The organism is Amycolatopsis oliviviridis (genome assembly GCF_014654365.1).
Classification (GTDB): Bacteria; Actinomycetota; Actinomycetes; order Mycobacteriales; family Pseudonocardiaceae; genus Amycolatopsis; species Amycolatopsis oliviviridis.
On record NZ_BNAY01000013.1, the window covers coordinates 135,566 to 157,550 of the forward strand.

Sequence of the window (21,985 nt, forward strand, 5' to 3'; positions counted from 1 at the left end):
ATAAGGTCTAGACCATGGAAAAGGTGGAGCTCGGCCGGACCGGCCGGAAAGTCAGCCAGGTCTCGCTCGGGTGCATGACGATGGGCACCGCCACCGACGAGCGGACCTCGGCGCGGATCCTGGACGCCTACCTCGACGACGGCGGCGACTTCCTCGACACCGCGAACTGCTACTCGTGGTGGGTACCCGGCGCGGCGGGCGGGGAGAGCGAAGAGCTGCTCGGGAAACTGCTGAAAGGCAGGCGGGACAAGGTCTTCCTCGCGACGAAGGGGTCGGCCGCGGTCGCCGACGCCGACAGCGCGCGCAAGGGGTACCACGAGGACGGCAGCGCGGACTGGGACTACATCGGACGGCATTTCGAGGGCGCCGGTGGCGACGTGATCCGGCGCGCCGTCGACGAAAGCCTGCGGCGGCTCGGGACCGACCACATCGACCTGTACTACGTCCACGTCGACGACCGGGCGACCCCGCTGGAGGAGACGCTGTCCGCGCTCGACGGGATCGTCCGCGCGGGGAAGGTCCGCCACATCGGCTGGAGCAACGTCCGCTCGTGGCGGCTGGAGCGGATCCGCGCGCTCGCGGAACGGAACGGATGGGCGTCGCCGGTGGCCGTCCAGCTGCAGCACTCGTACCTGCGGCCGGTGGCCGATTCGGCGTCGCTGGCCACCGGGGACATGCTCGATTTCCTGCGGGGCAACGAAGACATCGCGCTCGCCGCGTACTCGTCGATCCTGCGCGGGATCTACGACGACTCCGCGCGGCGGCTCGCGCACCCCGTCTGGCAGACCTACGCCGGACCGGACGGCGAGGCGCGGATGGCCGCGATCGACGCCGTGGCGCGGGAAGCGGGGGCGACCGGGAACCAGGTCGCGCTGACGTGGCTGCTGCGGCAGACGTCGCCGCGGGTGCTGCCGCTCATCGGGCCGCGGACGTGGGAACACTACGAGGCGATCCGGCCGGCTTTCACGCTGGAACTGGACGCGTCGCAGCTGGCGGCCCTGGACGGCGCCGGCGCGTGATCCCCTTGTCGCGTTTAGTCCTCTGAATGCGGTCGTGGAGTCGTCACAGCGTGCAATGAAGGGGCCTTTCATGGCAAATTTCGCTATGAAAGGCCCCTTCATTGCAGTTTCTGGGGTCAGGCCAGCTTGCGGAAGAAGTCCCGGAGGTCACCCAGCAGCAGGTCCGGCGCGTCCTGCGTCGCCCAGTGGCTGCCGCGGTCGAATTCCTGCCACGACACGATGTTCGTGTGGTCCCGCTCGGCGAACCGGCGCAGCGGGCGGAAGTCGTAGGCGAAGCTCGCCAGCCCGGTCGGCGCGGTCGTCGGCTCCGCCGGGTGCTCGGTGTGCTTGTCCTCGTAGTAGAACCGCGCCGCCGACGCCGCCGTGTTCGTCAGCCAGTACAGCGTGGCGTTGGTGAGCACGTGGTCGTCGCTCGTGCCCGACAGCAGCTGCGCGCTCCACGCCAGCTGCCCGGTCGGCGAGTCGGCCAGGGCGTGCGCGAGGTTCTGCGGCGCGCTCTCCTGGAGCTTCGCGTAACCGGACATGTCGTCGTTGAAGGTCTGGAGGAACTGCATGTACTCCAGTTCCTTCTCGGTCATGCCCTCGAACTCGGCCGGGTCGCCGCTGGGGAACGAGAACAGCTGCGTGACGTGCACGCCGATGACGTGCTCGGCGTCGGCGCGGCCCATCTCGGGGGCGACGAACGAACCGGCGTCGTTCCCGTGCGTGCCGTACCGCTCGTAGCCCAGCCGCCGCATCAGCTCGGCCCACGCCTTCGCGGTGCGGTACCGGTTCCAGCCCTTCTCGCGGGTGGCGCCCGAGAAACCGAACCCGGGCAGTGACGGGATCACCACGTGGAACGCGTCGGCCGCGTCGCCGCCGTGGGAACGCGGGTCGGTCAGCTGGTCGACGAGGTCGAGATACTCGAAGACCGAGTTCGGCCAGCCGTGCGTGAGGATCAGCGGCGTCGCGTCCGGCTCGGGCGAGCGGACGTGCAGGAAGTGGACGTTCTGCCCGTCGATCTCGGTGGTGAACTGCGGGTACTGGTTGAGCTTCGCCTCCCACTTCCGCCAGTCGTAGCCCTCGCGCCAGTAGGCGACCAGGCGCTGCACGTAGTCCAAGGGCACGCCGTACTCCCAGCCCGGCGTGACCGGTCCACGCTGCACCCCGTCGGTCACCTGGTCGGCGGGCAGTTCGTTCGCCCAGCGGACCTTGGCGAGACGGTCGGCCAGATCGTCCAATTCGGACTGGGGGATGTCGGCGCGGAAGGGTCTGATCTCTGTGTTCTCGTTCATGAGACCAAGGTAAGCTTCCATTAGGAACATCTCGTTCCTAATGGAGAGGCAGTCTGAAAAAATGTTGGAAACTTCGGCAAGGCTGCTCCGTCTGCTCTCCCTTTTGCAGACTCCCCGTGACTGGACCGGCACTGAACTGGCAGAACGCCTCGAAGTGAGCTCCCGGACGGTCCGCAACGACGTCGAGCGCCTGCGCGCGCTCGGGTACCCGGTGAACGCGACCCGCGGGTCCGTCGGCGGCTACCGTCTCGGCGCGGGCGCAGACCTGCCGCCGCTGCTGCTGGACGACGAGGAGGCCGTCGCCGTCGCGATAGGACTCCGCACCGCGGCCGGCGGCACCATCGCCGGTGTCGAGGAGACGTCGCTGCGCGCGCTCGCGAAACTGGAGCAGGTGCTGCCGTCGAGGCTGAGGCGCCGCGTCAACGCGCTGCAGGCGTACACGGTCCCGGTGCCCAGGGACGAACCAGGCCCGCGCGTCGACGCGAAGACGCTCACCGTGCTGACGGCCTGCTGCCGGGATCACGAGGTGCTGAGGTTCGGCTACCGGAGCCACGACGGTTCGGAGAGCGTCCGCAAGGTCGAGCCGTACCGCCTGGTCAACTGGGGACGCCGCTGGTACCTGGTCGCGTGGGACCTCGACCGCGGCGACTGGCGCACGTACCGCGTCGACAGGCTGAACCCGCGCGTCCCGATCGGACCCCGGTTCACCCCGCGCGACCTGCCCGAGGACGTCACGGACCGGGTGCGGCGCGGGGTGTCGTCGGCGGCTTGGCGGTACCGGGCCGACGTCGTCGTGCACGCGCCGGCCGAGGAGGTGTCCGCGCGGATCAACCCGGCCGTCGGCACCGTGGAGGCCATCGACGCGAGCAGCTGCGTGCTGCACACCGGCGCCGACAGCATCGAGACACTGGCCGTCCATTTAGGACTGCTCAACCACCCTTTCCGGGTCACCGAACCCCCGCAGTTAGTCGACTACCTGCGCACACTGGCCGACCGGTATCGCGACGCCACCGGGTAGCCCCGCCGCGTTCGGTCCTCTGAATGCGAGGGATCAGTGCGCGAAGGTGGTCAGGAACCGGTCCCGGAACGTGTCCATTCGCGACACCGGCGCGTTCCGGTCCGGGTGCAGGCCGTCCTGCCAGTTCCAGCCGGCGATCTTGTCGAGCACGGCCTTGTCCCGCGTGACGACGCTGATCGGCACGTCACGATCCGCGCCCGCCCCGGCGACGATCGGGTTCGGCTGGTGGTCGCCCAGGAAGACGAGCACGAGGTCGTCGTCCCCATAGGTCTCGACGTACGAGATGAGTGAATTCAGCGAGTAGGCGATCGAGTCGCCGTACGCGGCGCGCACCTTCGCGGGGTCGGTGAAGACCTCGTCGGGCGTTTTCCCTTGCGACGGCATGGGGTTGTAGACCGAACCGTCGCCGACGGCGGTCCAGTCGACCATGCGGGGGAGCGGCGTCCACGGCCAGTGACTGGTGACGAGGTCGATCTCCGCCATCAGCGGCGGGTGATCAGGCTTCGAGCGTTCGGCGCGCTGGAAAGCCGAAAGCGTGAACTGGTCCGGCATCGTGGCGTACGAGAACGGCGGGCCGTGATATCCGATGGTGCGTGAGTCGTAGTAGCGGTCGTAGCCGTAGACCTTGCCCTCCGGCCAGTCCTCCGTATGCGCCGGAACGACGCCGACGGTCTGCCAGCCCGCGCGCTTGAACGCGCCGCCGAGAGTGAACCGGTCGGTCTTCACGAAGTCGTCGTAGCGGTGCTGGCTGTCGACCCAGACCCCGGACTGGAGCGTGGAGTGCGCCAGCCAGCTTCCCGCGCTCGTCGTCGGCGACGTCAGGAACGCGCTGCGCGAGCCGTATCCGGCGGTCTTCAGTCGCGCGGTGCCGGCGTCGAGGACCGCGCCGACCTTGGGCGCGATGTCGGAGTCCTGGACGGCCACCCGCCCGTAGCTCTCGATGAAGGTGAACAGGACGTCCTTGCCGCGCAACGCGTTCAGCAGGCCGGACGCCGGGGTGTCGCGGAAGGCATCGGTGGCGACTTCCGTGCCGAAGGCCTCCCGGTCACGGATCCCGGCCCGCACCTGGCGGAGGTCTTCGTAGGCGAAGGCGGCCGTGCTGCGCGACGCGAGCGGCTGCCCCGGGGCGAGTTGCGCGCCGGACACCGCGCACCCGATCCAGACCACGCTGAGCACGGCGGTCACCCTGGTCGACGCGGTACGCCGCCCCGCCACCACCCGGCTCAGCCGCAGCGTCGCCAGCGCCATCGCCACGATCACGACGACCGCCAGCAGCGTCAGCCCGAGGAACGACGCGATCGCGCCCGCCCGGCCGATCGACGTGCCGAGCAGGTCGACGCCGTTGGCGAGGACACCCCAGTCGAAAACCGGGTCGAACCGCCGGTTCAGCGCCAGCCCGAAACCGATGTCGATGGCCTTGACGACGGTCAGGAGCCCGAGGAGCGCCCCGGCGGACACGGCCACGATCCGCTGGGCGCCGTCGCGTAGCAGCAGCACGACCGCCACCCCGAGCAGCGCCTCGACCGGCAGCCGCACGAAGGCTTCCGGGGTGAGCCGGTCGAGGTCGTCCGGCGCGAGCAGGGCGAACAGCACGAGGACGGCGGACAGCGTGGTCACCGCGCTGGACGCGATTTCGCGGGCGGCCGTCCGGTCGCCCGGCAGGCCAGCCAGGGCGGGGCGCGTGAAAACCGACAACGCAGGTGTCCTTCCGTGACCGACGCCGTCCCGGTGCGCGGGGGACGGACCCTCATCCGGTCACACGGACGGCGGGTGGCCGCGGTTCATCCCGATCGCCAGGTGCGCAGCGCCCACCACCAGCCGACCGTGTGCCGCACCTGTGTCCCGTTCTCGTCCTCCGACGGATCGAGCGAGGCTCCGGTGATCTCGCCGAGCCTGCCGAGCCGGTACCTGACGGTGTTCGCGTGGACGTGCAGCGCCGCGGCCGTCTGGTCGAGCCGCCGCCCGTGGTCGAGATAGGCCAGCGCGGTCGAGACGAGTTGCTCGTGGAAGGTGTCGCCTCGCGTCAGCGCGTTCAGAAGGGTGCCGTCGAGCAGCGCGGCGAGACCGGGCTGGGCGTCGAGCGCGGTCTCGACGGCCAGATCGGCCAGCGCGTGCGTACCGCGCCGTCGTTCCCGCGCGGCCGTCGGCAGGGCCATCACGCACAGCGCGTGCGTTCCCCGCACCTCGGTGAGCGGGACGGCGGGCGAGACCACCATGAGCACGTCGTCCCCGAGCGCCGACGGGGCGGGAAGCCGTGGCGCCAGTCCGGTCAGCCGTCCGTCCACCAGGCCGAAGACCCCGCCTGTGCCGCCGAGCCGTCGCTCGACGACCCGCGCCTGGTACGGATCGGCGACGTCGGACAGCAGGCAGTGGTAGCGCCCGTCCGGGTTCAGCCCGGTGTGCGCGACCTCCTCGGCCGACGGCACCGCCGGATCCCCGCCCAGCAACCGCCGCAGCACGCGGGCCCGGCTGTCGTGGACCGTGCCGGAGAGTTCGAGTTCGGCTTCGTGATAGCCCGCGACGACCTGCCGTTCGAGCGCGCGGGTGTTCCGGTCGAAGTCGACCAGCGCCGCCAGCATGACCCCGTCCGGGACCCCGGCGGCCTTGCCGCGTTCGACGGCGATCTCGACCGCGCGGCTGCGGCCCGCCTGCACCCCGCGCAGGAGTGCGGCGATCGGCACGCCCTGGGCCGCGCGGTCGGCGCCGAGGACGGCCGCCGCGGCGTAGTCCTGCTCGCCGGTCCCGCCCGGCCGTTCGAAGGAGGCGAGCCCGGCGGCGAGCACGATCGCGACGTGCCGCCGGTTCTCGCTCACCGGCAACCGCGCGACTTCCGGTGCCTCCGTCCGGGCGGCCCGGACCACGTCGTCGACGACGTCGGCGTCGGCCGCCATCGCCCGCAGCACGTCGTGGAGGGACGGGTGCGCCATCGCCACCGCCTTCCCGCGCGGATTGTGCCCGGTGCACAACGAAGCCGGCGGTTCTTGGCGACCGGCCCCTACCGAGGGTGTCCGGCCGGTTGGTTTCCTGTGAGCTACCGAAAGGTAACAGGCCCTCGCCGAAAGGTACGTGTGATGCGGAAACGCCGGTTGCTGACCACCGTCCTCGTGACCTGCCTCGCCGCCGCGGCGCTGGGCGCCGCGCCCGCGGGAGCGAGCGCGGGCCTGCGGCAGGTGCTGTTCGTCGGCAACAACTGGGAGGGGACCGCGGACGTCATCGCGCCGTCGGGCGACTACGCGAAGATCGCGCGCGTCAACATGGTGCCGGACAAGGACGAACGGCTCGCCGAGATCTACCTGAACCCGATCAAGCTCGCGTTCTTCCTCGGCATCCGCAACGGCGTCGGGGAGGGACACGACCAGCTCGTCGACGACCTCTACACAACGCCGGACGGCCGGTCGGTCGTCGCCTCCCGGCCGAGCTTCGCCGACGTCGTGTCGATCGACCTCACGAGCGGTCGCGTCAACTGGCGGTTCCCGGTGTCGGGTTTCCGCTCCGACCACATGGCCGTCTCACCGGACGGGCGCAGCATCGCGGTGTCCGCGTCGACCTCGAACACCGTCCACGTGCTCGACATCGAAACCGGGAAGCAGCTCGGGTCGTTCAAGACCGGCGACAAACCGCACGAGAACACCTACACCGACGGCGGCCGCTACCTGTGGAACAGCGCGATCGGCGAGGTGAACACCGCGCTCGACGCGCCGTGGCAGGACTTCACCAAGGGTGACCGGAAGCTCACCGTCGTCGACACGAAGACCTTCCAGCAGGTGAAGGTGATCGACATGCGCGAGCGCCTGGACGCTTTCGGGCGGAGCGATCTCTCGGACGCCGTCCGGCCGGTGGCCTTCACCCCCGACGAGTCGAAGCTGTACTTCCAGGTGTCCTTCTTCAACGGCCTCCTCGAATACGACGTCGCCACCGACCGGATCACGCGGTCGAAGACGCTGCCGAAGAACCCGGACACCAGCGAGGACCGGACGACCTGGGTCAACGACTCGCGGCACCACGGGCTGTCGATGAGCCCGGCGGGCGACAAGCTGTGCGTCGCCGGGACGATGGACGACTACGCGACCATCGTGGACCGCGCGACGTTGCGGGAGGCGCGGCTCGTCACCGCCGCGAAGCCGTATTGGGCCACTGTGAACGGCGACGGAAACCATTGCGTCATCTCGGAAAGCGGAGCGGACCAGGTGACCGCGATCGACTTCGCGACCGGCGCGAAGGTGAAGTCCGTCCCGGTCGGTGACCACCCGCAGCGGATCCGGATCGGCCACGTGCCCGACGGCTGGACCGGGCCCGCCGGCCGGTAATCTGCGCCGGTGAGCGAAGAGATCTGGGCGGCCCTCGGCGCGACGACCCTCGACGAGGTACGGCGGCGCGCCGCGATCATCGACGCGGTCACCGAGATCGAGCCGATCGAGGTGGACGGCGCGGTGCGGTTCGCCTGGAACGACGGCGGCGGGCAGTCGGCCGTCTGGTACTTCACCCCGGACGGACGCGCGCTGCTGCTGACCTTCGACCACGAGTCGAGCCTGAACCTGTTCGCCGAAGGCACTTACGCGGAGCAGGAGGCGTTCTACCGCGGCGTCCCCGAAGACCTCGTGAAGCTGGTGCGGGACCGTCCCGAGAACTACGAGTCCCTGAACCTCGTCGATCCGGAGACGGGGGCGACCATCCTCTACGCCGGTGGCGTGTTCTGGTTCGACGGCGAGCGGTGGGCGCGGGCCGAAGGCTTTCTCGCCCGCTGCCGGGAGGACGGCCTGGACCCGCTGAGCGAGTCGGGGTTCAGCTACTGCCTCGGCGACTATCGGTTCGGCGAGGAGTTCACCCCCGAGGCGATCGTCGAAGCCCGCGCCGAGGACGGGTACTACGAAGACGACGCCGACCGGCGGAAGAACCTGGCCGAGATCAAGGAGATCTTCGCCAGGCTCGGCTGACGAAACCGCTCAGCGCACGATCTTCGCCCGGCTGTGGCACCGTTTCAGGAATGAGTCTGCGCCTGGGACCCCTGCTGAGACACGTCGACGCGACATCGGCGACGGTGTGGGTCGAGACCGACACCGCGAGTGAGGTCGAAGTCCTCGGGACGACCGCCCGCACGTTCGAGATCCGGGGCCACCACTACGCGTTGCTGGTGCTGACCGGTCTCGAACCCGGCTCGTGCCTTGAATACGAAGTGCGTGTGGACGGCGAAAAGGTGTGGCCGCTGGAGGATTCCGCGTTCCCGCCGAGCCGCATCCGGACGCTGCCCGAACAGGAGTCGCGGGTCCGGCTGGTGTTCGGCTCCTGCCGCAAACCCCACGACGGCGACTCCTTCGGTCCGGACGCGCTGGCCGCGTACGCCCGCCGGATGGCCGCGGGCGAGGAAACCGAATGGCCGCAGGCGCTGCTGATGCTCGGCGATCAGGTCTACGCCGACGAGACCACCGACGAGACCCAGGAGTGGCTCGCCCGCCGTCGCGACACGTCGGAGCCGCCGGGGACCGAGGTCAAGGATTTCGAGGAGTACACCCACCTCTATTTCGAGGCCTGGGGCGAGCCGGCGATCCGCTGGCTGCTGTCCACCGTGCCGACGTCGATGATCTTCGACGACCACGACGTCCGCGACGACTGGAACACCTCCTACACCTGGCAGAAGCAGATGCGCGCGCAGCCGTGGTGGAAGGAGCGCCTGCGCGGCGCGATCATGACCTACTGGGTGTATCAGCACCTCGGGAATCTCGGCCCCGCCGAACTCGCCGAGGACGAGACCTTCCAGAAGGCCATCACCTCCGGCGGTGACAACGCGGACCTGCTCACCGCGTATGCCGACGAGGCCGACAACGAACGCGACGGCACCAAAGGCGCACGCTGGAGCTATCGCCGCGACTTCGGCACGGTGCGGCTGCTGGTCATCGACAGCCGGGCCGGCCGGATCCTCGCGGGCGGCACCCGGTCGATGGTCGACGAGGACGAGTTCGGCTGGATCGAGGAGAACGCCGCCGCCCCGTGCGACCACCTGCTCATCGGGTCCTCGCTGCCGTGGCTGCTGCCTCCGGTCATCTCCCACCTGCAGTCGCTCAACGAACGTGCCTGCGACCGCCCCGGATGGCGAGGGCGGCTCGCGGAGAAGATCCGGCAGGCCGCGGACCTCGAACACTGGGCGGCGTTCCGGGCCTCGTTCGAGCGGCTGTCCGCGATGATCGCCCGCGAAGGACGGCGGGACGAACCACCGGCCACCATCGCGGTGCTCTCCGGCGACGTTCACCACGCCTACATCGCCGAGGCGCACTATCCCGAACCGGTGACCTCGATGGTCTTCCAGCTCACCTGCTCCCCGGTCCACAACGCCATGCCGCGTCCGCTCCGGCTCGCGTTCGCCGCCACCTGGTCGGCCGCGGTGGCGTCGGTCGCGCGCCGCTGGGCGACGCGCGGCGGGGTCGGGCCCGATCCGCTCACCTGGTCCAAACTGTCCGGGCCGCATTTCGGCAATGTCGTCGCGACGGTCGAGGCCACCGGACGGGCGTGCGTCACGACCATCGAACAGGCCACCGATGACGGTCTGGTCGAAGTGCCAGGCAGAGGCTGGCTTGAGCCGGTTTCGCACTCGGTAATATCGCCGCGTGACCACCTCTGCCGAAACACTCGAGTTCCAGTCGGAGGCACGTCAGCTCCTGCAGCTGATGATCCACTCGATCTACTCGAACAAGGACACCTTCCTCCGCGAACTGGTGTCCAACGCCTCCGACGCACTGGACAAACTCCGCCTCGAAGCGTTCCGCGACAAGGAACTCCAGGCGGATACCGACGATCTCCACATCGAGATCGAGACCGACCCCGAAAACCGCACCCTCACCGTGCGGGACAACGGAATCGGGATGAGCCGGGACGACGTCGTCGCGTTGATCGGCACGATCGCGAAATCCGGTACCGCCGAATTCCTGAAGAAGCTGAAGGAAACGAAGGATTCCGCGGCCTCGCAGGATCTGATCGGCCAATTCGGCATCGGGTTCTACGCCAGCTTCATGGTGGCCGACAAGGTCACGCTGCTGACGCGTCGCGCGGGGTCGGACGAGGGCGTCCGCTGGGAATCCGAAGGCGAAGGCACGTACACCATCGAGACGGTCCCGGACCTGCCGCAGGGCACGTCGGTCGTCCTGCACCTCAAGCCCGAGGACGCCGAGGACCAGCTCTTCGACTACACCTCGGCCGCCAAGATCAAGCAGATCGTCAAGAAGTACTCGGATTTCATCACCTGGCCGATCCGGATGACCGAAGGCGAAGAGACCGCCACGGTCAACTCGATGAAGGCGCTGTGGGCCCGTTCCTCCAGCGACGTCACCGAAGACGAGTACAACGAGTTCTACAAGCACGTCGCGCACGACTGGAACGACCCGCTGGAGACGATCCGGCTCCAGGCCGAGGGCACCTTCGAGTACCAGGCGCTGCTGTTCCTGCCGGGGCACGCGCCGCTCGACCTGTTCATGCGGGAGCGCAAGCGCGGTGTCCAGCTGTACGTGAAGCGCGTCTTCATCATGGACGACTGCGAAGCGCTGATGCCGGAGTACCTGCGCTTCGTGAAGGGCGTCGTCGACGCGCAGGACCTCTCGCTCAACGTCTCGCGCGAGATCCTGCAGCAGGACCGGCAGATCCAGCTGATCCGCCGTCGCCTGGTGAAGAAGGTCCTCTCGACCGTCAAGACCCTGATGGCCGACGAGAACCCGTACAAGTACGAGACGTTCTGGAAGGAGTTCGGCCGCGCCGTCAAGGAAGGCCTGCTGGACGACCACGAGAACCGCACCGCGATCCTCGACATCTGCTCGTTCGCCTCGACGAACGATCCGGAGAAGCTCACTTCGCTGCGCGAGTACGTCGAGCGGATGAAGGACGGCCAGGAGCACATCTACTACCTGACCGGTGAGTCGCGGCAGAGCATCGAGAACTCCCCGCATCTGGAAGCCTTCCAGGCCAAGGGATACGAGGTGCTCGTGCTCACCGACCCGATCGACGAGATGTGGGTCGACGCCGTCTCCGGCTACGAGGAGAAGCAGTTCCAGTCGGTCGCGAAGGGCGAGGTCGAACTCGACTCCGACACCACCGACGAGCAGAAGGAAGAGTTCTCCGGGCTGCTGACCTGGCTGACAACGACGCTGTCGGAGCAGGTCAAGGAGGTCCGGCTGTCGTCGCGGCTGACGACGTCGCCCGCCTGCATCGTCGGCGACACGAACGACGTCACCCCGACGCTGGAGAAGATGTACCGCGCGATGGGCCAGGAAATGCCGCAGATCAAGCGGATCCTGGAACTCAACCCGGGCCACCCGCTGGTCTCCGGGCTGCGGTCCTCGTTCACGGAGAACGGTGAATCCGAGGGACTCGCCGAGACCGCGGAACTGCTCTACGGCATGGCTTTGCTGGCCGAGGGCGGGGAACTGGGCGACCCCTCGCGCTTCACCAAACTCCTCGCCACGCACCTCCAGAAGACCCTGTAATCACCGAACTCGCGTGCTTGAAGACCGAACTCACGTGATTGAACCCGGAACAGCGTGTTCCGGGTTCAATCACGTGAGATCCGGGTCCGGACACGCGTGATCGGTGTTCAGGGCCGGGTCTTCCAGAGCACCAGCACGAAGTACGGCGTCCCGACCATGGCGATGACCAGGCCCGCCGGGATCTGGGCGGGGGCGATGACCGTCCGCCCCAGGGTGTCCGCGACGCTCACCAGCAACGCCCCGAGCGCCGCGGCCACCGGGATGACCCGGCCGTGCCGTCCGCCGACCAGCGACCGCGCCAGATGCGGCGCGACCAGCCCGACGAACACGACCACGCCGATCGCGGACACCGCGGTGGCGGCCAGGATCCCGGAGGCCCCCAGCACCACCAGCCTGGACCGCTCGATCCGCATCCCCAGCACCCGCGGGGTGTCCTCGTCGAGGGCGTGCAGGTCCAGTTCCCGATGCTTGAGCCACAACAACGGCGTCAGTGCGACGAGCGCCAGCGCCACCGGCACGACCTGTTCCAGCGTGCGGCCGTAGGTCGACCCGGAAAGCCAGGTCAGCGCCTTGGCCGAGTTCCACGGGTCGGAGACCACGATCAGCAGCGTGATCAGCGCCATCCCGGCCGACCAGACCGCGATGCCGATGATCACCAGCCGGTCCGAATCCAGCCCTGACCGCCACGCGAGCCCGTAGACCAGCAGGAAGACGACGGTCGCGCCGAGACCGGCGGCACCGGCGATCGACCAGGCACCGACCGCCGGGACGATGGTGATCAGCGTGATCGCGCCGAGTCCGGCGCCCGCGGTGATGCCGAGCAGCCCCGGTTCGGCGAGCGGGTTGCGGCTGACCGACTGGATGCCGCAGCCGGACACCGCCAGCGCGGCACCGGCGAGCAGCGCGGCCAGCACCCGCGGAAGTCGTTGGTCCAGCACGAAAGTGAGTGCGGTCCCGGTGTTGCCGGTGACCCAGTTCGCGAGGTCGCCGAGCAGCACCACGCGGTCGCCCAGCATCAGCCCGACGACCGGGACGACGGCGAGCAGCGCGACCAGGACGACGGAGATCGTCACGAGCCGCCGGGTCGATCCGGCGACCCCGACGCGCCCCGCCGGAGCCTGCCGGCGCGAGCCACTGCCCCGGCCGCGTCGCGCCAGCCACACCATCACGACGGCGCCGACGATCGTCGTCACCACCCCGGTCGGCACCCGCACGGCCGCGGCCGACCCCATGATCGCCCGCAGGACGACGTCGGCGCCGAGCACCGTCACCACGCCGACCAGCCCGGACACCGGCAGCAGCGCGCGATGCTTCGCGATCGGCAGCAGCAGCTTCGTGATCACCGGTGCGCTCAGCCCGACGAACCCGACCGGCCCGGCGACGGTCACCGCCGCCGCGGTCAGCGCGACGGTCAGCACGATCGCGGTGACCCTCGTCCGGCGGACCCGGAGGCCGAGCACGGTCGCGTTGTCGTCGCCGAGGGCGAGGATGTCGAGTTTGCCGCCCATCGCGATGAGCGCCACCACGGCGATCACCACGATCGGCGTCATCTGTCCGGTCGCGCGCAGGTCGGCCACGGTCAGCGAACCGCTGCCCCAGGCGAACAGCCCGCTCGTCTCCTCCTCGAACAGGAGCAACAGCAGGACGGTCACCGACTGGAGAGCCAGCAGCATCGCCGAACCGACGAGCACCAGCCGCGGGCTGGCGGCACCGCCGCCCGCGAGGCCGAGTACGACGACGGCCGCGGCGAGCCCGCCTGCGAACGCCGCCCCGCCCACCGGCACGAGCGGCAGCGAGAGACCGAACGCGGAGATGGCGACCACGGCGAAGTGCGCGCCCGCGTTCACCGCGAGCGTGTCGGGTGAGGCGAGCGGGTTCCGTGCCACGGACTGCATTCCCGCGCCCGCGACGCCGAGCGAGATCCCGAGCAGCAACGCGGCGAGCAGCCGGGGGACGCGCGCACCCTCCAATACGGCGAGGGTTTGCGCGTCCCCGTGGCCGAAGATCGCCTTCACGACGTCGAGCGGGCCGGACGTCGAGGTGCCCTGGGTCAGGTGGACGCCGGCGAGGACGGCGATCAGCGCCACCAGCCCCGCCGACACCACCGCGGTGCGGATCGTCTGCGGCGACCGCACTGTTTCGACGAGTCCTCGGCGGGGAGAAGTACCTCGGACCTTGGTGGTCATCAGGCGGTGATGGCCTTCACGATCTGGTCGGCGGTGCTGATGACCGACTTCGGCCCGCCGAAGGTCCACGTGCCGGACTCCAGCTTGTGGATCTTCTTCGACACCACGAACGGCAGGCGCTGGTAGACGGCGTTCTGCGCGAGCCCGGTGGTGAAGACGTCCTCTTCGGACGCGCTGTAGAACAGCACGGTCTTCGGGTCGGTGATCGCGGTCAGGCCCTCGACGTCGGTCTGGCCGAGACCCCACTGCGGGTCGACCTTGCCGGTCCAGACGTTCTTGAGGCCGACGGCCTCGGCGGTGTCGGAGACCAGCGAACCCTTGCCGAACGGGCGGATGCTGACGGTGCTGCCTTCGAGGTAGCCGTCGGCCATCAGGAACGGGGTGCCCGCGGCGCCCTTGCCCTCGACGGCCTTCTTGCCCTCGGCGAGTTTGGCGTCCATTTCGGACAGTTGCTTGTCCGCCTCGGCCTCCTTGCCGACCGTCTTCGCGATCAGCTTGAAGTCCTCGCGCAGCCGGTCGAAGTTCCTGGCCGCGTCGCTGGACTTGGTGACCACGACCGGTACGTACTTCTCGATCTGCGGCACCAGGGTCGAGTCACGCTCGTCGGCGATGATGACGACGTCGGGGTTCAGCCCGACGATCGCGTCGACGCTGGGCTCGTTGCGCTTGCCGACGTCCTTGACCTCCGCGGTCAGCGGGACGGCCTTGTCCCAGACGTTGTAGCCCGCGACGTCCGCGGCGCCGACCGGCATGACACCGAGCGAAGCGACCATCTCGGCCTCGCCCCATTCGAGTGCGACGACACGCTTCGCGGGGGCCTTGAGGTTGACGGCCTTGCCGCGCGCGTCGGTCACCATGACCGGTCCGCTCGCGGCGGCGGACTCGCCCGGCGCGGCGGCGGTGTTCTCGGTGGTGCCGCAGGCGGACAGCAGCAGGGCCGTCGCCGCGACGAGGGCGGCGGGCATCAGCAAACGCATGGGGTTCTTCCTGGTTTCTCAGGCGGGCCTGGGCGAATGCCGCCCGAGTGGCCTGCAGTGGATCGCGCCCGTCACCGGGTCGTTCGCGACGTGGACGGTGACGCCGTAGGCCTGGGAGAGGTGCTCGGTGGTGAGCACCTGCCCGATGTCACCCGTGGCCACGATGGTTCCCTCGCACAGCAGCACGACCTCGTCGGCGATGATCGCCGCGTGGTCGAGGTCGTGCAGCACCACGCCGACCGCGACGCCTTCGTTGGCCAGATCGCGGACGACGTCGAGGATCTCGACCTGATAGCGCAGGTCGAGATGGTTGGTGGGCTCGTCCAGCAGCAGCACGGAGGTCTGCTGGGCGAGACAGGACGCGAGCCAGACGCGCTGGAGCTCGCCGCCGGACAGTTCGTCGACACCGCGTTCGGCCATCGGCGTCACGCCGGTCAGCTCCATCGCGCGGCGGATCGCGGCGGCGCCGTCGGTGTCGACCCCGCGCCAGCCCGAGCGGTACGGGTACCGGCCGTAGGAGACGACGTCGCGCACGGACACCCCGCTCGGCGTGGGCCGGTGCTGGGTCAGCAGCGTGACCTGGCGGGCGAACTCCTTGCCGGACAACGCGTTCCCGCCCCAGACGGGGCGTTCGCCGAGGTGGACGCTGCCTTCGCGCGGCTTGTGCAGCCGCGCCAGCGAACGCAGGAGCGTCGACTTGCCGGAGCCGTTCGGCCCGACCAGCGCGGTGACCGTGCCGGCGCGCAACGACAGGGACACGCCGTCCACCACGGCCCGCTCTTGGTGCGCGAGCACCAGGTCATGGCCGGTGAGCAGCGCGTCTTCCGTAGACATGAGGGGAGCCTAACCTAAGGGCGGGCCCAGACCCATGTCGCGAGAGACACAGAGCGCGGGGTGACTGTCCGGTCACGCGGCCCGGGCCAGCTCCCGCCGCCGTTTGGCCAGCCGCTTCCCGACGATCCCGTGCCGCGGCCCGAACAGGTACACCAGCGTGAACCCGGCGCCCTGCACCAGCACGATCATCCCGCCGGACGCGGTGTCGAGGTGGTAGCTCAGGTACAGCCCGGTCACCGCCGCGAGCACCGAGAACGTCGGCGCGATCACGAGCATTCGCCCGAACCGGTCGGTCAGCAGATACGCCGTCGCGCCCGGGATGATCAGCATCGCCACCACCAGGATCACGCCGACCACCTGCAGCGCCACCACCGCGGTCAGCGCGAGCAGCCCGAGCAGCGCGGCACCGAGCACCCGCGGGTTCAGCCCGATGGCGTGCGCGTGCGTGGGATCGAAGGCGTACAAGGTGAAGTCGCGGCGTTTGAGCACCAGCACGGTGAGCGTGATCGCGCCGAGGACACCGATCTGGATCAGATCCGAGGTGTCGACGCCGAGCAGGTTGCCGAAGATGATGTGGTTCAGGTCGGTCTGGCTCGGCGTCACCGAGATCAGCACGAGCCCGAGCGCGAACAGCGTGGTGAACACGATGCCGATCGCGGCGTCCTCCTTGACCCGGCTGGTGTCGCGGACGACGCCGATCAGGGCCACGGCGAGGAAACCGAAGACGACGGCGCCCAGCGCGAAGGGCGCGCCGAGGACATACGCGAGCACGACACCGGGCAGCACCGCGTGCGAAACCGCGTCGCCCATCAGCGACCAGCCGATCAGCACCAGCCAGCACGAGAGCGCCGCGCAGACCGCGGACGCGATCACCGTGGAGGCCAGCGCCCGCACCATGAAGTCGTAGCTCAGCGGTTCGAGGAACAGGTCGTAGAGACTCACGCGGGTTCCTCTTCCCGTTGCAGGACATCGAGTCCGAAGGCCAGCGCGAGGTTCTCGGGCCGGAGCACCTCGCCGGGGGAGCCGTGCGCGAGCACCTTGCGCATCAGCAGGATCGCCTCGTCGGCCAGCCCGGGCAGCGCGTGCAGGTCGTGCGTGGAGATCAGGACCGCGGCGCCGTCGGCCGCGAGTTCCTTGAGCAGCCGGGTGATCGTGGCTTCGGACCGCTTGTCGACGCCGGCGAACGGCTCGTCCAGCAGCAGGACGCGGGCGCCCTGGGCGATCCCGCGCGCGACGAACGCGCGTTTGCGCTGCCCGCCGGACAACTGGCCGATCTGCCGTCCGGCGAGTTCGGTCAGTTCGACCCGCTCCAGCGCGTGGTCGACGGCCTCGTGGTCGGCGCGGCGCGGCCGCCGGGTGAAACCGAGCCGCCCGTAGCGGCCGGTCATCACGACGTCCCGCACCGACAGCGGGAACGACCAGTCGACGTCCTCGCTCTGCGGCACGTAACCGATCGCGCCGGTCTTGCGGGCGAGCGCGGGCGCGCCGCCGTCGACCGAGACCGTGCCGGTGTCCGGGCGGACCATGCCCATGATCGTCTTGAACAGCGTCGACTTGCCGGAGCCGTTCATCCCGACCAGACCGCAGACGTGGCCGTGTTCGAGCGTGACGTCGACACCGTCGAGTGCGAGGACCTCGCCGTAATGGACCGTGACGCCCTCGACGCGGATCGCGGCGGTCACGGCTTCGCCCCGGTGAGCGCGGCCACGATCGTCTTCGCGTCGTGGCGGATGAGGTCGAGGTACGTCGGCACCGGACCTTCGGGACCGGACAGGGAATCGACGTAGAGGACGCCGCCGAACGCGGCACCGGTCGCGGAGACGACCTGGCGCATCGGCGCGTCGGAGACGGTCGACTCGCAGAACACCGCGGGGACCTTGTTCTCCTTGACGAATTCGATGGCGCGGGTGATCTGCTGCGGGGTGGCCTGCTGTTCGGCGTTGACCGCCCAGATGTACCGCTCGGTGAGGCCGGTGTCGCGCGCGAGGTAGGAGAAGGCGCCTTCGCAGGTGACCAGCGCGCGCTCGTTCTTCGGCAGTCCGCTCAGCGCGCCGGTCATCTCGTCCTGGACGGCTTGCAGTTTCGCCTTGTAGGCGTCGCCGTTGGCCTTGAACGCGGCGGCGTCACCGGAGGAGAGCTCGCTGAACGCCTTGACCATGTTGTCCACGTAGATCCCGACGTTCTTCGGCGACATCCACGCGTGCGGGTTCGGCTTGCCCTGGTAGGAGTCCTCGCCGATGGCGATGGGCTGGACGCCTTCGCTGACCACCTTGTGCGGTGCGTCGCTCTCCTTGACGAACCGGGCGAACCACGCTTCGAGGTTCAGCCCGTTGTCGAGGATCAGGTCGGCCTTCGCCGCCTTCTTGATGTCGTCCGGGGTGGGCTCGTAACCGTGGATCTCGGCGCCGGGCTTGGTGATCGACTCGACCCTGAGCTTGTCGCCCGCGACGTTCGCCGCGACGTCCGCCAAGACCGTGAACGTGGTCAGCACCACGGGCCGCTTGTCGTCCGCGCCGCCGCTCGTTCCGTTGCCCGCGCCGCACGCGCTCAGGACGAGCGCCGACACGGCCAGCCCGCAGACGGCCTTGAACAGATTCGCCATCCCGTGAGTCTAGAGTTCGGTGCGCCGAACTTCCAACTCTCGTGTGCCTTAAATCTCGGTCGCGGTCCGGTCTCGCTCCTTGACGGATTCCAGCAGGAGCTGGGAGACGTCGCGCACGGTGACGTTCTCGCCACGCTGCTCGCTCTGTCGTTGGACGAGCCCGTCGTTCAGCATCACGCGGCAGAACGGGCAGCCGGTGACGATGGTTTCGGCGTCCGTGCCGAGCGCCTCGTCGACGCGTTCGAGGTTGATGCGCTTGCCGATCTGCTCCTCCATCCACATCCGCGCGCCACCGGCGCCGCAGCAGAGCGAGCGGTCGGCGTGCCGGGGCATCTCGCTCAGGGTGGCGCCGGTCGCGCCGACGAGTTCGCGCGGCGGTTCGTAGACCTTGTTGTGGCGGCCGAGGTAGCACGGGTCGTGATAGGTCACCGGGCCGGCGTCGACCGGTTTGACCGGCGTCAGCTTCTTGGCGCGGACCAGCCGGTTCAGCAGTTGCGTGTGGTGCAGGACCTCGTAGTTCCCGTCCAGCTGCGGGTACTCGCGGCCGAGCGTGTTCAGGCAGTGCGGGCAGGTGGTGACGATCTTGCGCGTGCCCGGCTCGCGGCCCTCGAACACCGCGTTCAGCGTCTCGACGGTCTGCTGCGCGAGCATCTGGAAGAGGAACTCGTTGCCGGACCGGCGGGCCGGGTCGCCGGTGCAGGACTCGTCGGTGCCGAGGATCGTGTACTTGACCCCGGCGAGATGCAGGAGTTCCGCGGTGGCGCGGACGGTCTTGCGGGCGTTGTCGTCGAACGCGCCCGCGCAGCCGACCCAGTAGACGTACTCGACGTCGTCGGCGAGTTCGCCGTCGAAGATCGGCACCTCGAAATCGAGGTCCTTCGTCCAGGCGAGCCGGTCGGAGTTGTTCTGCCCCCAGGGATTTCCCTTGGTTTCGAGGTTCTTGAACAGGACGCCGAGTTCGCTCGGGAAGGCCGACTCGATCATCACCTGATACCGGCGCATGTCCACCACGTGGTCGACGTGCTCGATGTCGACCGGGCACTGCTCGACGCAGGCGCCGCAGGTGGTGCAGGACCAGAGGACGTCGGGATCGATAACGCCGCCCGCGTCCTTGGTCCCGACGAGCGGGCGCTCCTCGGGGGCTTCCTTGCCGTCCAGGATGTACGGGGCGCTTTCGAAGAGATGGTCCCGCAGATCCATGATCATGAGCTTGGGGGACAACGGTTTCCCGGTGTTCCACGCCGGGCATTGCGACTGGCAGCGGCCGCATTCGGTGCAGGTGGCGAAGTCGAGCATGCCCTTCCAGGTGAAGTCCTCGATCTTGCCTCGGCCGAACGTGTCGTCCTCGCCCGGATCCTCGAAGTCGATCGGCTTGCCGCCGGATTCCATCGGCAGCAGCGGGCCGAGCGCGTCCGGGAGCCGTTTGGCGGTGACGTTGACCGGCGCCAGGAAGATGTGGAGGTGCTTGGAGTAGAGCACGATCGACAGGAACGCCAGCATCACACCGATGTGCAGCAGCAGCCCGACGGTCTCCAGCGGTTCGGTGACCGAAAGACCCAGCGGCTCCAGGAGTTCCCCGACGCCGAGGGAAACCCACGCGCCCGACTCGTACGGGAAGACACCGACCGCCGCCGACGCGCCGCGGAAGAGGAACATCGTCCAGATCACGTTGAAGATCATGAACAGGATCAGCCAGGCGCCGCCGGTATGCGACCCGAAGAAGCGCGACGCGCGGTCTTTTCGTTCGGGCGCTTGGCGGATCCGGATGATCGCGAAGACCGCGAGCGAGACGAGCACCGCGACCGCGATGAAGTCCTGAAGGAAACCCAAGACCGCCCAATGCCCGATGAGCGGGATGTGGAAGTCGTGGTCGAACAGGGCGCCGTACGCCTCGACGTAGACCGAGCCGAGGATCACGAAACCCCAGAACGTGAACAGATGCGCGAGCCCGGGGACGGACCACTTGAGCAGTTTGCGCTGCCCGAAGACCTCGGCCAGATGCGTTTTCGCGCGGACGGCCATGACGTCGGAGCGTTTCTCGTCCGGCTGACCGGACTTGATCAGTCTGTAGAGCCAGGCGGCGCGGCGGGCGGCGAAAGCGAGGCCGGCGACGGTGATGAGGAGACCGAGGATGAGACGAACGAGCACGAGTCCTCCGGGGGAGAAACGGCTCAGTGAGAGCCAGTGTAGTACCGGCACGCCTTGCAGGCGTACCGCATTTTGGCCACTCGCCACCGTTTTCGGTAGGCCTCGAGGTGTCCCGGCCGTGGCGGATGCACGCCGAGTCTGTGGTGACGGCGGATTCGTCGTCCCGCTTCGAAGAGTTCGGTCGCCAGGCCGAGATAGGCGCGCCTGAGCGCGACACCGGGTTCCGTCGCGAGGTTGTCCCGGCAGAACCGGTGCAGGAGGGCGAGGTCGGGGAGACCGGGCGTTGTCGAGCCAGGGAGGTGCTCGACAACGCCGAGCCCGGGATGTCCCGAGGGGACGGAGAATCGGGCTGGAAGTCCACAATGGACGCAGGTGAGCGTGCAGCTCAGACATCGGGTGACGTGGCGGATCCGCCGTTCGCGCTGATCCCCGTCGATCGTCTCGCGAACGTGCCAACCCAAGGGAGCCTCCAAGACCGTGGTGTGTCCTGTGTCACTCTCAATACTGGAGAGTAGGGCTCGCTCCGGTGGTGCGACAGGTCCAACCGGATGGCTTCCGGGCGGCCGGTCGGCGTAACGCTGGGCGACCGGTTGCATCCAGAGGACTAAACGCGGCGGGTGCCAGGCCCGCCGGTCCGCATCCAGAGGACTAAACGCGGCGGGTAGGCGACCTGCCGGTCCGCATTCAGAGGGCGAAACGCGGCGGGTGCCAGACTCGCCGGTCCGCATTCAGAGGACGAAACGCGGAGGGTGGGCGACCACCCCGCACGCTTCCGCACACCGTGACCCACTCGTAGCCGAAAACGGCCCGCCGGGCGTCACGCGCTGGTTATAGTCCTGACCCGGGGTAATGGGGGAGGGAACGACGGGATGGGCGGGTTCGTCACCGCGGCTCTGGGGTTTCCGGCCGTGCTCTTCAGCTTCCTGCTGATCGTGGTGATCGGCTACTGGCTGCTGGCACTGTTCGGCGCCGTCGACTCGGACGGCCTCGACGTCCCGGGCGACGGGCTCCTGGCGGGTTTCGGCGGGGTCCCACTGTCCCTTTCGCTCTCTTTGCTGATCGCATTCACCTGGTTCGCCAGCCTGGCAGGAACGGTTCTACTCGATGATCTGGAGCTTTCGACACCATCGAGGATCGGGCTCGGGGTCGGCGTGCTCGCCGTCGCGCTCGTCCTCGGCACACTCGGGACGAGGGTGATCGTGGTGCCATTGCGCCGGGTATTCGGCCCCGCGAAGGAGCCGAGCAGGCGGGACTTCGTCGGTCGCGCCGCCGTCATCCGCACTTCGTCGGTGACGCACGACTTCGGCCAGGCCGAGGTCGCCGCCGCCGACGGGTCGACGGCCATTGTGGACGTTCGGCAGGCGGGCCGAGGCAACCTGACGGCGGGCAGCCGCGTAGTTCTCTATGACTACGACTCCGAAGGCGAGTTCTTCTGGGTCGAGTCCTTGGACATCTGAAGCAG

General features: G+C 68.9%; 16 protein-coding genes and 1 pseudogene. 7 read left to right on the forward strand and 10 right to left on the reverse strand.

Annotated elements, in window-relative coordinates; all coding sequences use genetic code 11:
* The first annotated feature begins 14 nt into the window (after positions 1 to 14).
* Positions 15 to 1,019 (forward strand): aldo/keto reductase, encoded by a 1,005-nt coding sequence (locus tag IE302_RS39360; RefSeq protein WP_191259544.1) that lies wholly within the window; start codon positions 15 to 17, stop codon positions 1,017 to 1,019.
* A gap of 116 nt (positions 1,020 to 1,135) precedes the next feature.
* On the opposite strand, the gene IE302_RS39365 is transcribed toward IE302_RS39360, so the two are convergent.
* Positions 1,136 to 2,293 (reverse strand): epoxide hydrolase family protein, encoded by a 1,158-nt coding sequence (locus tag IE302_RS39365; RefSeq protein ID WP_191259545.1) that lies wholly within the window; start codon positions 2,291 to 2,293, stop codon positions 1,136 to 1,138.
* Between the two features lie 61 nt (positions 2,294 to 2,354).
* On the opposite strand from IE302_RS39365, the gene IE302_RS39370 reads away from it, so the two are divergent.
* Positions 2,355 to 3,311 carry a helix-turn-helix transcriptional regulator gene (locus tag IE302_RS39370; protein WP_191259546.1) on the forward strand — a complete coding sequence of 319 codons (957 nt, stop codon included), beginning with the start codon at positions 2,355 to 2,357 and terminating at the stop codon, positions 3,309 to 3,311.
* A gap of 33 nt (positions 3,312 to 3,344) precedes the next feature.
* Here IE302_RS39370 and IE302_RS39375 read toward each other — a convergent pair whose 3' ends face one another.
* Positions 3,345 to 5,006 carry a sulfatase-like hydrolase/transferase gene (locus IE302_RS39375; protein WP_191259547.1) on the reverse strand — a complete coding sequence of 554 codons (1,662 nt, stop codon included), beginning with the start codon at positions 5,004 to 5,006 and terminating at the stop codon, positions 3,345 to 3,347.
* An 86-nt stretch (positions 5,007 to 5,092) separates the two neighbouring features.
* Positions 5,093 to 6,238, reverse strand: coding sequence for a PucR family transcriptional regulator (locus tag IE302_RS39380; RefSeq protein ID WP_191259548.1), 1,146 nt, complete (start codon positions 6,236 to 6,238; stop codon positions 5,093 to 5,095).
* 144 nt (positions 6,239 to 6,382) lie between these two features.
* Here IE302_RS39380 and IE302_RS39385 point away from each other — a divergent pair, with 144 nt between their 5' ends.
* The 4 genes and pseudogenes from IE302_RS39385 (at position 6,383) to htpG (ending at position 11,776) form a co-directional block, all read left to right on the forward strand.
* Entirely contained in the window at positions 6,383 to 7,618 is a 1,236-nt protein-coding gene (locus IE302_RS39385; RefSeq protein ID WP_191259549.1) for a YncE family protein, read from the forward strand.
* Between the two features lie 9 nt (positions 7,619 to 7,627).
* Entirely contained in the window at positions 7,628 to 8,245 is a 618-nt protein-coding gene (locus tag IE302_RS39390; protein ID WP_191259550.1) for a hypothetical protein, read from the forward strand.
* 50 nt (positions 8,246 to 8,295) lie between these two features.
* Positions 8,296 to 9,881: pseudogene (locus tag IE302_RS39395) on the forward strand (alkaline phosphatase D family protein).
* Between the two features lie 29 nt (positions 9,882 to 9,910).
* Positions 9,911 to 11,776 carry a molecular chaperone HtpG gene (htpG, locus tag IE302_RS39400; RefSeq protein ID WP_191259551.1) on the forward strand — a complete coding sequence of 622 codons (1,866 nt, stop codon included), beginning with the start codon at positions 9,911 to 9,913 and terminating at the stop codon, positions 11,774 to 11,776.
* Positions 11,777 to 11,883: 107 nt separating this feature from the next.
* Here htpG and IE302_RS39405 read toward each other — a convergent pair whose 3' ends face one another.
* From IE302_RS39405 to IE302_RS39435, 7 genes are all read right to left on the reverse strand, one after another.
* A complete protein-coding gene (locus tag IE302_RS39405; RefSeq protein WP_191259552.1) occupies positions 11,884 to 13,962 on the reverse strand; it encodes an iron ABC transporter permease in 2,079 nt (692 codons plus the stop codon).
* Positions 13,962 to 14,939, reverse strand: a complete 978-nt coding sequence (locus IE302_RS39410; protein ID WP_191259553.1) for an ABC transporter substrate-binding protein — start codon at positions 14,937 to 14,939, stop codon at positions 13,962 to 13,964. The genes IE302_RS39405 and IE302_RS39410 overlap by 1 nt, the downstream gene beginning before the upstream one ends.
* Before the next feature lie 18 nt (positions 14,940 to 14,957).
* Positions 14,958 to 15,773: an ABC transporter ATP-binding protein gene (locus tag IE302_RS39415; protein WP_191259554.1), complete on the reverse strand. Its 816-nt coding sequence runs from the start codon at positions 15,771 to 15,773 to the stop codon at positions 14,958 to 14,960.
* Between the two features lie 72 nt (positions 15,774 to 15,845).
* Entirely contained in the window at positions 15,846 to 16,715 is an 870-nt protein-coding gene (locus IE302_RS39420) for a metal ABC transporter permease (protein WP_191259555.1), read from the reverse strand.
* Positions 16,712 to 17,455, reverse strand: coding sequence for a metal ABC transporter ATP-binding protein (locus IE302_RS39425; RefSeq protein WP_191259556.1), 744 nt, complete (start codon positions 17,453 to 17,455; stop codon positions 16,712 to 16,714). The genes IE302_RS39420 and IE302_RS39425 overlap by 4 nt, the downstream gene beginning before the upstream one ends.
* Positions 17,452 to 18,375 (reverse strand): metal ABC transporter substrate-binding protein, encoded by a 924-nt coding sequence (locus tag IE302_RS39430; RefSeq protein WP_191259557.1) that lies wholly within the window; start codon positions 18,373 to 18,375, stop codon positions 17,452 to 17,454. The genes IE302_RS39425 and IE302_RS39430 overlap by 4 nt, the downstream gene beginning before the upstream one ends.
* A 48-nt stretch (positions 18,376 to 18,423) precedes the next feature.
* Positions 18,424 to 20,523, reverse strand: a complete 2,100-nt coding sequence (locus tag IE302_RS39435) for a (Fe-S)-binding protein (RefSeq protein ID WP_191259558.1) — start codon at positions 20,521 to 20,523, stop codon at positions 18,424 to 18,426.
* Positions 20,524 to 21,392: 869 nt separating this feature from the next.
* Between IE302_RS39435 and IE302_RS39440 the strand changes: the two genes are divergently transcribed.
* Positions 21,393 to 21,980, forward strand: coding sequence for a hypothetical protein (locus IE302_RS39440; RefSeq protein WP_191259559.1), 588 nt, complete (start codon positions 21,393 to 21,395; stop codon positions 21,978 to 21,980).
* Positions 21,981 to 21,985: the final 5 nt, after the last annotated feature.